This is a genomic window from Streptomyces sp. NPDC046909, assembly GCF_040644695.1.
Classification (GTDB): domain Bacteria; phylum Actinomycetota; class Actinomycetes; order Streptomycetales; family Streptomycetaceae; genus Streptomyces.
Genome location: NZ_JBEYXC010000004.1, coordinates 853,855 through 867,301 on the forward strand (window position 1 = coordinate 853,855; position 13,447 = coordinate 867,301).

12 protein-coding genes are annotated in these 13,447 nt (G+C 72.4%); 9 read left to right on the forward strand and 3 right to left on the reverse strand.

Going from position 1 to position 13,447, the window contains the following annotated elements:
- Position 1 precedes the first annotated feature (1 nt).
- On the forward strand, positions 2 to 202 hold the full coding sequence (locus ABZ928_RS16880; protein ID WP_361518856.1) for a ferredoxin: 201 nt from the start codon (positions 2 to 4) through the stop codon (positions 200 to 202).
- A 19-nt stretch (positions 203 to 221) separates the two neighbouring features.
- Here ABZ928_RS16880 and ABZ928_RS16885 read toward each other — a convergent pair whose 3' ends face one another.
- The 3 genes from ABZ928_RS16885 to ABZ928_RS16895 are packed head-to-tail and all read right to left on the reverse strand — an operon-like array spanning position 222 to position 2,224.
- Positions 222 to 1,115 carry an aminoglycoside phosphotransferase family protein gene (locus ABZ928_RS16885; RefSeq protein WP_361518858.1) on the reverse strand — a complete coding sequence of 298 codons (894 nt, stop codon included), beginning with the start codon at positions 1,113 to 1,115 and terminating at the stop codon, positions 222 to 224.
- A 27-nt stretch (positions 1,116 to 1,142) separates the two neighbouring features.
- The gene (locus ABZ928_RS16890) at positions 1,143 to 1,661 is read right to left on the reverse strand and encodes a ferritin-like domain-containing protein (RefSeq protein WP_361518860.1); all 519 of its coding nucleotides are present in this window, start codon (positions 1,659 to 1,661) and stop codon (positions 1,143 to 1,145) included.
- Positions 1,658 to 2,224: a hypothetical protein gene (locus ABZ928_RS16895; RefSeq protein WP_361518862.1), complete on the reverse strand. Its 567-nt coding sequence runs from the start codon at positions 2,222 to 2,224 to the stop codon at positions 1,658 to 1,660. The genes ABZ928_RS16890 and ABZ928_RS16895 overlap by 4 nt, the downstream gene beginning before the upstream one ends.
- A gap of 214 nt (positions 2,225 to 2,438) precedes the next feature.
- On the opposite strand from ABZ928_RS16895, the gene rimP reads away from it, so the two are divergent.
- From rimP to ABZ928_RS16935, 8 genes are all read left to right on the forward strand, one after another.
- A complete protein-coding gene (gene rimP / locus ABZ928_RS16900) occupies positions 2,439 to 2,936 on the forward strand; it encodes a ribosome maturation factor RimP (RefSeq protein WP_361518863.1) in 498 nt (165 codons plus the stop codon).
- A 2-nt stretch (positions 2,937 to 2,938) separates the two neighbouring features.
- Positions 2,939 to 3,925, forward strand: coding sequence for a transcription termination factor NusA (gene nusA, locus ABZ928_RS16905; RefSeq protein ID WP_361518865.1), 987 nt, complete (start codon positions 2,939 to 2,941; stop codon positions 3,923 to 3,925).
- Positions 3,926 to 4,062: 137 nt separating this feature from the next.
- Positions 4,063 to 4,344 (forward strand): YlxR family protein, encoded by a 282-nt coding sequence (locus ABZ928_RS16910; RefSeq protein ID WP_079083535.1) that lies wholly within the window; start codon positions 4,063 to 4,065, stop codon positions 4,342 to 4,344.
- Between the two features lie 163 nt (positions 4,345 to 4,507).
- Complete coding sequence (infB, locus tag ABZ928_RS16915) at positions 4,508 to 7,645, forward strand: translation initiation factor IF-2 (protein WP_361518867.1); 3,138 nt, start codon at positions 4,508 to 4,510, stop codon at positions 7,643 to 7,645.
- A 132-nt stretch (positions 7,646 to 7,777) separates the two neighbouring features.
- Positions 7,778 to 8,071, forward strand: a complete 294-nt coding sequence (locus ABZ928_RS16920; protein WP_109495650.1) for a DUF503 domain-containing protein — start codon at positions 7,778 to 7,780, stop codon at positions 8,069 to 8,071.
- A 63-nt stretch (positions 8,072 to 8,134) separates the two neighbouring features.
- Positions 8,135 to 8,587 carry a 30S ribosome-binding factor RbfA gene (gene rbfA, locus ABZ928_RS16925; RefSeq protein WP_361518869.1) on the forward strand — a complete coding sequence of 151 codons (453 nt, stop codon included), beginning with the start codon at positions 8,135 to 8,137 and terminating at the stop codon, positions 8,585 to 8,587.
- On the forward strand, positions 8,584 to 9,486 hold the full coding sequence (gene truB, locus ABZ928_RS16930; RefSeq protein WP_361518871.1) for a tRNA pseudouridine(55) synthase TruB: 903 nt from the start codon (positions 8,584 to 8,586) through the stop codon (positions 9,484 to 9,486). The genes rbfA and truB overlap by 4 nt, the downstream gene beginning before the upstream one ends.
- A 256-nt stretch (positions 9,487 to 9,742) precedes the next feature.
- Positions 9,743 to 13,444 (forward strand): trypsin-like peptidase domain-containing protein, encoded by a 3,702-nt coding sequence (locus tag ABZ928_RS16935; RefSeq protein WP_361518873.1) that lies wholly within the window; start codon positions 9,743 to 9,745, stop codon positions 13,442 to 13,444.
- Positions 13,445 to 13,447 lie beyond the last annotated feature (3 nt).

Sequence of the window (13,447 nt, forward strand, 5' to 3'; positions counted from 1 at the left end):
CATGGACCAGCGGATAGACATCGACTGGACCACGTGCCAGGCCCACGGCTTGTGCGCGGAGTTGCTCCCAGAACACATCACCCTGGACGAGTGGGGCTACCCGCTGGTGGAGGAGACCCCGTTGCAGGCCCGCACGGTGAAACGAGCGCGCAGAGCAGCGGCCGACTGCCCGGTCCTGGCTCTAAAACTGGCAGCTCGGTGACTTGCCCTCAGGGGCGCCCCTAAAGCCACCCGGCAAACTCCAGCAACAACTCAGAATCCTTCCCCCGCCCAACCCGCCGCGCCCGCACCCCGGACTCCACAGCCCGGAACAACGTCCACCCCCGCAACCGCTCCTGATCCACATCCAACGACTCGGCCAGCCGCTTGATCCGCCGCCGAGTGATCGCCGCCCCCGACGGCTGTGCGATCAAGTCCTCCACCCGATCCCGCACCAGCCGAGCCAGATCGAACGCACACTCACCCACCACCGGATCCGGTCCCACCGCAAGCCACGGCATCCGCTCCCCGGCCAGCACCTTGCTCTGCCGAAACGTCCCATGCAGCAACCGGGACTCCGGCGGCGAGACCAGCAGTTCCTCCCGCGCGGCGAGAGCCGCACCGACGAGATCGGCGACATCCGCGTCCGAACTCGCCTTCATCGCCCCGGCCTGCCGCCCCGTCCGCTCGGCGACGCTCTCGAAGCCATGATCACCAGGTGGCTCCACCCACAACCGTCGCAACGTCCCGGCGGCTTCCAGCAACGCCTTCGCCTCCGGCAACGACCGCACCGACACATCAGGATGCAACCGCTCCAGCAGCAGAACCCCTTCGCCGACAGGGGCCGGCTCCAGCAACTGCACCGCCCCCGCCCCACCCCAGTGCGCGAGCGCCGCCCGCTCGGCCTCCGGCCGGAACCGAGGAGGCGCCAGCTTGAGCACGGCGGGCGAGCCGTCGGGTCGCCGGACGAGTACGACAAGGCTGCTGCGGCCCCCCGGCACCTGCACCCGTTCCACGGTCAACTCGCGTAGCGCGACGGCCTGCCGAGCCGCCTCGGGCAGCTCGGCCAGCCAGTCGTCACCGGGTGCTGTCTCACCGAGCGCCCTCACCAGACGCGGCGGCGGTTCGAAAGCCATACGCGAGCAGTTCCCTTCAGATCCCGGTTACGCCGTGGGCGACGTGGAAGCGGCCGGACCAGTAGCCCCCGGAGCAGAAGCCCCCGACGAAGCCGACGCAGTCCCCGTCGCCGCCCGTTCGGCGAGACCAGGGAAGGCTACGCTCTCCCCGCGCCAGCGCACCGCCCGCACGGCGGCCTCCCGCAGCGCCTCGGCGGCCAGCGAGCGCCGCGCGTCCACGGTTGCCCGCACGAGGTCGGAGTACACCCCGGCGACCCGGTCCTCCAGCTCGGCGGCGAGCCGTACGGCCGCGTCCGAATCCTGCACCGGGAACGGCAGCGCGTACCCGGCGGCCGCGGCCACGGGCTTGCCGCCGAGGTCGCGCACCTCCCGCGCCAGCGCGTCGCGCCGGGCGCGATGAGCGTCGTACGCCGACTGGGCCTCCGTACGCCGGCCCTCGCGGATCCGTCCGCCGACGACCCCGTACCCGTACACGGCGGCATGTTCGGCCGCCAGCGCGGCCTGGAGCGCGGTCAGCTCCCGCTCGCTCTTCTCGTCGTCGCTCACTTCGCGGCCTCCGTCAGCAGATACGCGTGCGCGGCACCCGCCGCGGCCACCGATGCCAGCAGCCGGGCCAGCTCGCCCGGCACCTCCAGCAGCGCCTTCGCCCGCGCGTCCGCGAGGGCCCGCTCGGCGGTGGCGAGCTCGACGAGGGCCTCCTTCTCGGTGCCGGGCACGACGGAAGGAGCGGCCGAGGCGGAGCTGGAAGCACCGGGCGACGCCGAACCGGTCGCCGTAGCCGTCGCTGAACCACTCCCGGTGCCCGAACCACTCCCCGTGCCCCCGAACGCCTCGACATGCCGCGCGACCTCCCCCCGCAGCACCCCCAGCCGCTCCGCGAGCCCCGGATACGCGGCGATCACCGCGTCGTACCGTTCGACGATCCCCCCGCTGTCCCGCGCCGCACGCGTGCGTGCCCGTTCGGTGACCGACGGGCTGCCGGCGGTGGTCTCCTCGGTCTCGTGGGACCCGGAGGAGCAGCCCACCAGCAGCGCGGCGCCGGCGGCGGAGGCGAGGAGGGTTCTTCGGCGCGGCCCCGAGGGGGTGCGCGACGGCGGAGAGTACGGCACGGCAGTCGTCCTCGGGAGGCTCGTACGAACACACGGGCGGGAAGGCGGCCCGCCGGTGATCACGGTACCCGCGCCTCGGTCCGCGGCCACTCATCGGCACCGCCCACCGCCCCGGTGGGCGCACGGTGGACGGCAACACCCCCCGCGACCGGATATTCTTTGACCAGACACGCGACCTACCCACAACAGCACACGCGGCCGAGGAGTCACCCGGATGAGCACGACCCAGAGCGAGAGGCTGCGAGAACTCCTGGAACCGCTCGTCAGCTCCCAGGGACTGGATCTCGAAGAGATCGCGGTGGACTCCGTGGGACGGAAGCGGGTGCTGAGCGTCGTCGTCGACTCCGACACCGGAGCGGACCTGGACCAGATCGCCGATGTGAGCCGCGCGCTCTCGGCGAAGCTCGACGAGACGAATGTGATGGGCGAGGGCGAGTACACCCTCGAGGTCGGAACCCCGGGCGCGGAGCGCCTCCTCAAGGAGCACCGGCACTACGTCCGCGCGATCGACCGGCTGGTGAAGTTCCAGCTGGCCGAGGGCGGCGAGCTGGTCGCCCGGATCCTGGAGGTCGACGACGACGGCCTGGACGTCGAGGTGCCCGGAGTGAAGGGCCGCAAGGCCACCAGCCGCAGGCTCGCGTTCTCCGAGATCGACAAGGCGCGCGTCCAGGTCGAGTTCAACCGCAAGGACAAGAAGGAAGAGGAGGCGTAGCCGTGGACATCGACATGAGTGCCCTGCGGGGCTTGGTACGGGAGAAGGAGATCTCCTTCGACCTGTTGGTCGAGGCGATCGAGTCGGCCCTCCTCATCGCCTACCACCGCACCGAGGGAAGCCACCGCCACGCGCGCGTGGTCCTCGACCGGCAGTCCGGCCATGTGGTCGTGTGGGCGAAGGAAGACCCGGAGGACCTCGAAGAGGGCCAGGAGCCCCGCGAGTTCGACGACACCCCGTCCGACTTCGGCCGTATCGCCGCCACCACCGCCAAGCAGGTCATCCTGCAGCGGCTGCGCGACGCCGAGGACGACGCGACGCTCGGCGAGTACGCAGGGCGTGAGGGCGACATCGTCATGGGCGTGGTCCAGCAGGGCCGCGACCCGAAGAACGTGCTCGTGGACATCGGCAAGCTGGAGGCCATCCTGCCGGTGCAGGAGCAGGTCCCCGGTGAGACGTATCCGCACGGCATGCGACTGCGGTCGTACGTCGTACGGGTGGCGCGGGGTGTGCGCGGTCCGTCCGTCACCCTGTCCCGTACGCATCCCAATCTGGTGAAGAAGCTGTTCGCGCTCGAGGTGCCGGAGATCGCCGACGGGTCCGTCGAGATCGCCGCCATCGCGCGTGAGGCCGGTCACCGCACCAAGATCGCCGTACGGTCCACCCGTTCCGGTCTGAACGCCAAGGGCGCCTGCATCGGCCCCATGGGCGGCCGGGTGCGCAATGTCATGGGCGAGCTGAACGGCGAGAAGATCGACATCGTCGACTGGTCGGACGACCCGGCCGAGATGGTGGCGAACGCGCTGTCGCCCGCGCGGGTGTCCAAGGTCGAGGTCGTGGACCTGGCCGCCCGGTCCGCCCGGGTGACCGTGCCGGACTACCAGCTGTCCCTGGCGATCGGCAAGGAAGGGCAGAACGCCCGGCTCGCCGCCCGTCTGACCGGCTGGCGGATCGACATCCGGCCCGACACGGAGCAGCCCGCGGAGTAGTCCGCGGAGTGGTCCCGGAGTGGTCCCGGGTCACGATCAGGGAATAGATCTCGGCCTGCTCTGGCTTAGATCACGACAACAACCGTTCGATTCCTGCCCCAAAGGGGTGAGGTCGGTACGGGGAGGTAGACTTAGCAGTGTCTGGCCGGACGCGCGCCCGCGCATGCCCTGAACGCACCTGTGTGGGGTGCAGGCAGCGAGCGGCCAAGACCGATCTGCTGCGCACCGTGGTGATCAAGGACGCATGCGTCCCCGATCCACGCGGTACGCTGCCCGGCCGGGGCGCCTATGTGCACCCCGCCCTGGTCTGTCTCGACCAGGCGGTACGCCGCCGGGCGTTCACGCGGGCGCTTCGCGCCCCGGGAGCGCTCGACGTAAAGGCGTTGCGCCAATACGTCGAGCAGACAGACAGTTGCTGAGCAGGCAACACCGTAAGGAGCGTCGCGCGGAACCCCCGTGCGGCCCTGGTACCCCGCGAGTTGGAAGTAGGTCGAGATTGCGATGAGCACTCGATGAGCACGCGATGAGTACGCCCATGAAGTAGCGACGGTCCGGACGCAACCCGGACCTAAAAGGAGCGAAGTGGCTAAGGTCCGGGTATACGAACTCGCCAAGGAGTTCGGGGTTGAGAGCAAGGTCGTCATGGCCAAGCTCCAAGAACTCGGTGAATTCGTCCGTTCGGCGTCTTCGACCATCGAAGCGCCCGTCGTCCGTAAGCTGACGGACGCCCTCCAGCAGGGCAACGGTGGCGGCAAGCCCGCCCCGCGCAAGGCTGCCCCGGCGAAGCCGGGCGCCCCCTCTCCGGCGCAGGCTGCCCGTCCGGCCGCCCCGCGCCCGCCGGCCCCCAAGCCGGCCGTCGCCGAGACGCCCGCGGCTCCCGCCGCGCCGGCCGCTCCCGGCCCCCGTCCCACCCCGGGCCCGAAGCCCGCGCCGCGCCCCGCGCCGGCGTCCCCGGCTCCGACCACGCCCGAGTTCACGGCACCTCCGGCGGCTCCCGCCGCGCCCGCCCAGGGCTCCGGCCCGCGTCCGGGCGCCCCGCGTCCGGCCGGCCAGCAGGCTCCGCGCCCGGGTGCCCCCCGACCTGCCGGTGGTCCCGGTCAGGGCGGCCAGGGCCGTGGTGACCGCCCCGAGCGCGGTGACCGTCCCGGCGCCCAGCGTCCGGGTGGCCAGGCGCCGCGTCCCGGTGCCCGTCCGGCCGGTCCCCGTCCGGGCAACAACCCCTTCACCTCTGGTGGCTCCACCGGCATGGCGCGCCCGCAGGCGCCCCGTCCCGGCGGTGCCCCGCGCCCCGGCGGCCCGGGTGGCCCCGGTGAGCGTCCCGGCGGCGCCCCGCGTCCGCAGGGTCAGGGCCAGGGCGGTCCGCGTCCCCAGGGTGCGGCGGGCGGTCCCCGTCCGCAGGCTCCGGGCGGCGCGCGTCCGACCCCGGGCGGCATGCCCCGTCCGCAGGGCGGTCCCCGTCCCGGCGGCGGCCCCGGCGGCCCGCGTCCGAACCCCGGCATGATGCCGCAGCGTCCTGCTGCCGGCCCGCGTCCCGGCGGCGGTGGCCCCGGTGGCCGTGGTCCCGGTGGCGGCGGTCGTCCCGGCGGTGGCGGCGGCGGTCGTCCGGGCGGTGGCGGCGGCTTCGCCGGTCGTCCGGGTGGCGGCGGCGGTGGCGGTTTCGCCGGTCGTCCCGGTGGTCCCGGTGGCGGTGGCGGCGGCTTCGCCGGTCGTCCCGGTGGTCCGGGTGCCGGTGCCGGCGGCGGTGGCCGTCCCGGCTTCGGTGGTCGTCCCGGCGGTCCCGGTGGCCGTGGTGGCACGCAGGGCGCCTTCGGCCGTCCCGGCGGTCCCGCGCGTCGCGGTCGCAAGTCGAAGCGGCAGAGGCGCCAGGAGTACGAGGCCATGCAGGCCCCGTCGGTCGGCGGCGTGATGCTGCCTCGCGGCAACGGCGAGTCCATTCGCCTGTCGCGCGGTGCCTCCCTCACCGACTTCGCGGAGAAGATCAACGCCAACCCGGCGTCCCTCGTCGCGGTCATGATGAACCTCGGCGAGATGGTCACGGCCACGCAGTCCGTCTCCGACGAGACGCTGCAGCTCCTCGCCGGCGAGATGAACTACACGGTTCAGATCGTCAGCCCCGAGGAGGAGGACCGCGAGCTGCTCGAGTCCTTCGACCTGGAGTTCGGCGAGGACGAGGGCGACGAGGACGACCTGGTCGTCCGCCCGCCGGTCGTCACCGTCATGGGCCACGTCGACCACGGCAAGACCCGACTGCTCGACGCCATCCGCAAGACGAACGTCATCGCGGGCGAGGCCGGCGGCATCACCCAGCACATCGGTGCCTACCAGGTCGCGACCGAGGTCAACGACGAAGAGCGCAAGATCACGTTCATCGACACCCCGGGTCACGAGGCGTTCACCGCCATGCGTGCCCGTGGTGCCCGGTCGACGGACATCGCGATCCTCGTCGTCGCGGCCAACGACGGCGTCATGCCGCAGACGGTCGAGGCGCTCAACCACGCCAAGGCGGCCGACGTCCCGATCGTCGTCGCGGTCAACAAGATCGACGTCGAGGGCGCGGACCCGACCAAGGTGCGCGGTCAGCTGACCGAGTACGGCCTGGTGGCCGAGGAGTACGGCGGCGACACCATGTTCGTCGACATCTCCGCCAAGCAGGGTCTGCACATCGACTCGCTGCTGGAAGCGGTCATCCTGACCGCGGACGCCTCGCTCGACCTGCGGGCCAACCCGAACCAGGACGCGCAGGGTATTTCCATCGAGTCCCGTCTCGACCGCGGCCGTGGTGCCGTGGCGACGGTCCTCGTCCAGCGAGGCACCCTGCGGGTCGGCGACACGATGGTCGTGGGCGACGCCTACGGCCGTGTGCGCGCCATGCTCGACGACAACGGCAACAACGTCGCCGAGGCGGGTCCGTCCACGCCGGTCCAGGTGCTGGGTCTGACCAACGTCCCGGGTGCGGGCGACAACTTCATCGTGGTGGACGAGGACCGTACGGCCCGTCAGATCGCGGAGAAGCGCGCCGCCCGTGAGCGCAACGCGGCCTTCGCCAAGCGCACGCGCCGCGTCTCCCTCGAGGACCTGGACAAGGTGCTCAAGGCCGGCGAGGTCCAGCAGCTCAACCTCATCATCAAGGGTGACGCTTCTGGTTCCGTCGAGGCGCTCGAGTCCTCCCTGCTCCAGCTGGACGTCGGCGAAGAGGTCGACATCCGCGTCCTGCACCGCGGCGTCGGTGCGGTCACGGAGTCGGACATCGACCTGGCGATGGGCTCGGACGCCATCGTGATCGGCTTCAACGTCCGTGCGGCCGGCCGTGCCGCGCAGATGGCCGAGCGCGAGGGCGTGGACGTCCGGTACTACTCGGTCATCTACCAGGCGATCGAGGAGATCGAGGCGGCCCTCAAGGGCATGCTCAAGCCGGAGTACGAAGAGGTCGAGCTCGGTACGGCGGAGATCCGCGAGGTCTTCAAGTCGTCCAAGCTGGGCAACATCGCGGGTGTTCTCATCCGCTCCGGCGAGGTCAAGCGCAACACCAAGGCGCGCCTCGTCCGCGATGGCAAGGTCATCGCGGAGAACCTCAACATCGAGGGTCTGCGTCGCTTCAAGGACGACGTCACCGAGATCCGCGAAGGCTACGAGGGTGGTATCAACCTCGGAAACTTCAACGACATCAAGGTCGACGACGTCATCGCGACGTACGAGATGCGCGAGAAGCCGCGCGCGTGATCTGACACGCGACTGGGGCCGGTCGGCGGAAGTTATTTCCGTCGATCGGCCCCGGCCGTTGCGTGTACGGTTCCTGTATCGGCGTCGAAGCGGCGCCCGTACCCCGAACCGGCGGGACATCCGGACACACACATGTATGTGGGGACTCTGTCCTTCGATCTGCTCCTCGGCGACGTTCACTCGCTGAAGGAGAAACGCTCTCTCGTCCGGCCGATCGTGGCCGAGCTCCAGCGCAAGTACGCGGTGAGCGCGGCGGAGACGGGAAACCAGGACCTCCATCGCAGGGCCGAGATCGGGCTGGCGATGGTCTCCGGGGACACGGGACACCTCTCCGACGTACTGGACCGCTGTGAGCGGCTGGTCGCCGGACGGCCCGAGGTGGAACTGCTCTCGGTTCGACGCAGACTCCACAGCGACGAAGACTGAAGCGACGAAGTCCTGGCAGGACGACGTATCGGCAAGAGGCAAGACACTTAAGGAGACGGACCAGTGGCCGACAACGCGCGGGCGAAGAGGCTGGCGGACCTCATCCGAGAGGTGGTGGCCCAGAAGCTGCAGCGCGGGATCAAGGACCCGCGGCTCGGCTCGCACGTCACCATCACGGACACCCGGGTCACGGGTGACCTCCGGGAGGCGACCGTCTTCTACACGGTGTACGGGGACGACGAGGAGCGCGCGGCCGCGGCCGCCGGTCTGGAGAGCGCCAAGGGCGTGCTCCGCTCCGCGGTCGGTGCGGCGGCGGGCGTGAAGTTCACCCCGACCCTCACCTTCGTGGCCGACGCCCTCCCGGACACCGCCAAGACCATCGAGGACCTCCTCGACAAGGCGCGCCAGTCCGACGAGAAGGTGCGCGAGGTCTCGGCCGGCGCCACCTACGCCGGTGAGGCGGACCCGTACAAGAAGCCGGGCGACGAGGACGAGACGGGCGACTCCGCCGAATGACCCAGAAGAACCAGACGCCCGACGGACTTGTCATCGTCGACAAGCCGTCGGGCTTCACTTCGCACGACGTGGTCGCCAAGATGCGTGGGATCGCCAAGACCCGCCGCGTCGGCCACGCAGGCACCCTCGACCCCATGGCGACGGGCGTGCTCGTCCTCGGCGTCGAGAAGGCCACCAAGCTGCTCGGACACCTCGCGCTGACCGAGAAGGAGTACCTGGGCACGATCCGCCTGGGCCAGACGACCCTGACCGACGACGCGGAGGGCGAGATCACGGGGTCGGCAGACGCCTCGAAGGTCACCCGCGAGGCCGTCGACGCCGGGATCGCCAAGCTGAGCGGCGACATCATGCAGGTGCCGTCCAAGGTCAGCGCCATCAAGATCGACGGCGTGCGCTCCTACAAGCGGGCGCGTGAGGGCGAGGAGTTCGAGATCCCGGCCCGCCCGGTCAAGATCTCGTCCTTCGCGGTGTACGACGTCCGTGACGCCGTCGCCGAGGACGGCACCCCCGTCCTGGACCTGGTCGTCTCGGTGGTCTGCTCCTCGGGCACATACATCCGGGCTCTGGCCCGCGACCTGGGCGCGGACCTGGGAGTGGGCGGCCATCTGACCGCCCTCCGCCGCACCCGCGTGGGCCCGTACAAGCTGGACTCGGCCAAGACCCTGGACGAGCTCCAGAAGGACCTGACGGTGATGCCGATCGCCGAGGCCGCAGGGGCCGCGTTCCCGCGCTGGGACGTGGACGCCAAGCGCGCCCGGCTGCTCACCAACGGCGTACGTCTGGAGATGCCCGAGGAGTACGCGGGCCGGGGCGCGGTGGCGGTGTTCGCCGAAGGCCGTCTGCTGGCCCTGGTGGAGGAGCAGAAGGGCAAGGCGAAGAGCCTCGCCGTCTTCGGCTGAGGCCCCTGAAGCCGCTCCAGGGACGCTCCGCCCGTGGAGCGGCGGTCACGGAGTAGTCCGCCGCTCCACGGTCCCCCCTCGGTTCCCCCACCCCTAGGGTGTATCCAGCGGCCACCACCCATTCACCCGACCGGGCAGGCGCTCGGAGTGAACCGGGGGAGCGGAAGGGGGCGCGTTCACCGCGCGATCTGTCCCGCCGATCACCGGGTCCCTACCGTCGAGAGCAGGGCACGGTGCACGGCGGGGAGGTTCGACCATGGCGGGACGGGGCCCGCGGGCCGCGGGCGGCCGCGGGCGCACGGGTGAGAGCACGACGGCCTCCGATGAGAACACGACGGTCTCCGATGCGGGGGAGCGTCCCGGGGCCACGGGTGCCGGGCACGCGCGCGGTCGGCGTCCGGCCGGCCATGATGCCGGTCATGGTGCCGGTCATGGTGCCGGTCATGGTGCCGGTCGTGGTGAGGAAGACCCTGCCGCCTCCGTCCTCGGACAGGCCCCCGACGGTGCCCTCGTCCGTATCCACGATCTCGCCGGCCGCCCCCGTGGCACCGGCTTCGTCGCCGACCACCACGGCACGGTGATCACCAGCCACGAGGCCGTCGACGGTCTGCCGAGGCTCGTGCTGCACGCCGACGAGGACCGCCACTGCGTGGTGACCGCCGACGCGGTGACCCCCTTGCCCGAGCTGAACCTGGCGCTGGTCCGCAGCGAGGGCCTGGGCGTCGACCCGCTCCCCGTGACCGTGCGGGAGCGGATCGAGACGGGCACGTACGTCCGTATCGCCGCGGGCTGCTGGCGCGAGGCCCGGGTACTGGACACGGCCTCGGTGACCTACACGGCGACGGACCGCTTCCATCTCCTCGACGGCGTACTGGAGTTGGCGATCGGCACGGCCGGACAGGACGCCCTGCGCCTGGGCGGCGGGGCCGCCGGGGGACCGGTCCTCGACGCCGCGACCGGCGCCGTCCTCGGCGTCCTCGGCACCGCGCTGCAGAGCGGCCGCCGTGACGCCGGCTTCGCCGTACCGCTGCTCCCGCCTCCGGACGGCCCGCTCGCCCGCCTCCTCGCCGAGAACGCGGCGACCGTCCCGGCCTACGGCGCCGACCTCAACCTCGCGGGCGTACTGGAGCTGACGGCCACGTCGGTGGGGCAGGACGGCCCGCCGGGGGCGCTGGCGGGGTACGTGGGCCGGACGACCGCCGGTGCGTCGGGCTCGGTGGAACCGGTCGAACGGCCCGCCACGGCAGTGGAGTTGGAGTCCTTCACCGAGGGCCCGGCGCCCGTCCTCGCCCTCGTGGGCCCACCCGGCAGCGGCCGCACCACCGAACTCGCGTCCCTGGCCGCCCGCCGCAACCGCGGTCCCCGCCCCGCCCCGACCCTGTGGCTGCGCGGAGCCGACCTCAAGGACGACGACACCTCGGTCGCCGACGCGGCACGCAGGGCGCTGACCCGAGCGGCCCGAATCGTCGCGGCCTCGCGCTCGGTGTACGCCGACGACTTGGGAGACGTGACTCCGGAGCGCCTCTCCCGACTGGCCCGCGCCGAGGAACGCCCCTTGCTGCTCCTCCTGGACGGCCCCGAGGAGATGCCTCCGGTCCTGGCCCACCGCTTGGAGGAGTGGACGGAGGGGACGGCGGGGTGGCTGGGGGAGACGGGGGCGCGGATGGTGGTGGCGTGCCGGGAGGAGTACTGGGAGGGGGCGGACCTGTCCTCCGGGGGGTGTTTTTCAGCCCGTCCGGCGTTTGAGGACGAGGCCCCTTCAGGGCCGAAGCGGGGGCCTGGGGGTGCGGCCCCCGGTGAGGGGACGGGTAGGGGCGGCGGGGGCGAGAAACCGCCCCGCGTCCACCTCGGCGACCTGCACGAGGACGAAGCCCGCGAGGCCCGAGCGCGCTATGGCATCCCCGAGGGCACCCTCCAAGACCCCGACGACCGCCACCCCCTCACCCTCCGCCTCCTCTCCGAGGTCCGCGCCGCCCTCCCGGACACGGAGCACGCACGCGTGGACCGCCACGACGTCTTCGCCGCCCACCTGGACCTCATGTGCCTGCGCACCGCCGTCCGCCTGGCCGCGGAGAACGGCCTCCGCGGCACCGCCGTGCGCCGTCTCGCGGCCAAGGTCTCCGGCCAGCTCCACGAGGCCGCCCGTCGCAGCCTCGGCCCCGGCCAGGGTGAGCTGGACAGGGAGTCGTTCGAGGCGGTGTTCCCCTGGGGCCCGGCGCCGAAGAGGCTCGGCGGCGGCACCGGCTGGGCGTCCGCCGTCCTCACGGAGGGCCTCCTCGTCCCCGCCGGCACCGGCTACCGCTTCGCCCACGAGGAACTCGCCGACTGGATCCAGGGCATGCACCTCGACCTCGACGAGGCCCTCCGCGCCCTGGTCCACCGCCGCAGCCCGCACCCCTTCCCGGTCCCGCACCACCGCATCGGCCCGGTCGTCCAGGCCCTGCTCCTCCTCGCCCGCCAGCACGGCACCCCCCGACTCGCCGCCCGCCTGGAGGAGTTGATCCAGGCCCTGGACACCACCCCGGACTCGTGGTGGGCGGCGCGGCTGCTCACCGAGTCCCTGCGCCGGGTGCCGGACGCGACCCCGTACACGGGCGTACTGCGGCTGCTCGCGGACCGCGTGGTGGACTGGCGACGCCACGGCCGGGCGCCGGGGCGCGAGTTCTCCCCGGACTTCTGGCTGGCCCTTCCGCTGCCCCCGGTCACCCTCTTCGACCTCCTCCGCCGTCTCGTCCTCGCCGACGGCGCCCCGCAGGACACCGGCCCCCGTTTCCTCGACGCGGCCTCGCGGCTCCTCACCGCCGACCCCACCGCCGTACAACCGCACCTCACCCGCTGGTTCGACGACGAGCGACCGCTGCCCGCCACCCCGCACGCGACGGTCGCGAAGGCCGCGCAGGCGCTGCTGCACACGCACCGGCAACTCGCCCTAGACGACCTGACCGAGGTGCTGGTCGACTGTGCGCACCGGCGGGCCGACGAACTGCTCGCCGTGCTCGCGGAGGACGAGCCGTCGGCGATCTGCCGGGCGGTGGACCGCTGGGCGCACGACGAGCGCCCGGACCGACGGGTCGCGGCGGTGGCGTACGGACTGCGCGCCGCCCCGCACGTGACCACGGAGGCCGACCGCGAAATCCTCCGCTACGCCGCCCTCAGCCTCCTCGCCCGCCCCGCCGACTGCACCCTGCACGGCGGCGCGCTCGCGCTCCTCGTCCGCGATCCACGCACGCGTGCACGTCATCTCCCGCAGGCGCTCGGCCACTTCACGGCGGGCGACCCGCAGTTCCCGCCGAGCGCGCTGGTCGCCGCCCTGGCCACCCACCCGGAGCCGGTCCTCGACGCGTTCCGGGCGAGGCTGCGCCGCCCGGGCGCCGGCGAGGCGCTGCGCACGCTCGCCGACGTCACCACGCCCACGCCGGCCCGCCGGATCGCCGTACTCGTGAGGGAGGCGGTGGAGCAGCGCCCGGAGACCGCGACGGACGTGGCCGCTTACGTCGACCGGCGCCTGGACCAGGGGCCGGGGGCGCGGTCCGTACTGTTCCCCCTGGTCACGGGCCTGCTGGACGGCGGTCCCGAGGAGGTGCGGGCCGCCCTGGCCGCCGTACTGACGACGCCCGGCACCGAGGACTCCCGCCCCCTGCGTCGAGAACTCCTCGAATTCCTGCTGAGCCACGAACACGCGCCGACGGTCCTCGACACCCTCCTGCGCAGCGCCGCCCGCCACCCCGACGACGAGCTGCGCGACCTGGTCCACCGCACGGGCCTGCTCCTCGTCCGCACCCCGGACGGCGCGGCCCGCTTCGACCGTTCCCTCGTCGATCTGGGCCGTCAGGTGCCGGGCTTCGCCGCGCGCGTGGCGGGCTGGCTGACGGACACCCCGCAGCAGTGGGCGGCGGTGGTGGGCCCCAGCACCCGCCGGATGATCGAGAACCTCGCGGGCGTACGCGTCCCCGCGTGACCG

What these genes read in the sequence shown, in the direction of transcription:
- ABZ928_RS16880 (WP_361518856.1), top strand. Translation starts at nt 2, where the DNA reads ATGGACCAGCGGATAGACATCGACTGGACCACGTGCCAGGCCCACGGC.
- ABZ928_RS16885 (WP_361518858.1), bottom strand. Translation starts at nt 1,115, where the DNA reads ATGGCTTTCGAACCGCCGCCGCGTCTGGTGAGGGCGCTCGGTGAGACA.
- rimP (WP_361518863.1), top strand. Translation starts at nt 2,439, where the DNA reads ATGAGCACGACCCAGAGCGAGAGGCTGCGAGAACTCCTGGAACCGCTC.
- ABZ928_RS16920 (WP_109495650.1), top strand. Translation starts at nt 7,778, where the DNA reads ATGTATGTGGGGACTCTGTCCTTCGATCTGCTCCTCGGCGACGTTCAC.
- truB (WP_361518871.1), top strand. Translation starts at nt 8,584, where the DNA reads ATGACCCAGAAGAACCAGACGCCCGACGGACTTGTCATCGTCGACAAG.
- ABZ928_RS16935 (WP_361518873.1), top strand. Translation starts at nt 9,743, where the DNA reads ATGGCGGGACGGGGCCCGCGGGCCGCGGGCGGCCGCGGGCGCACGGGT.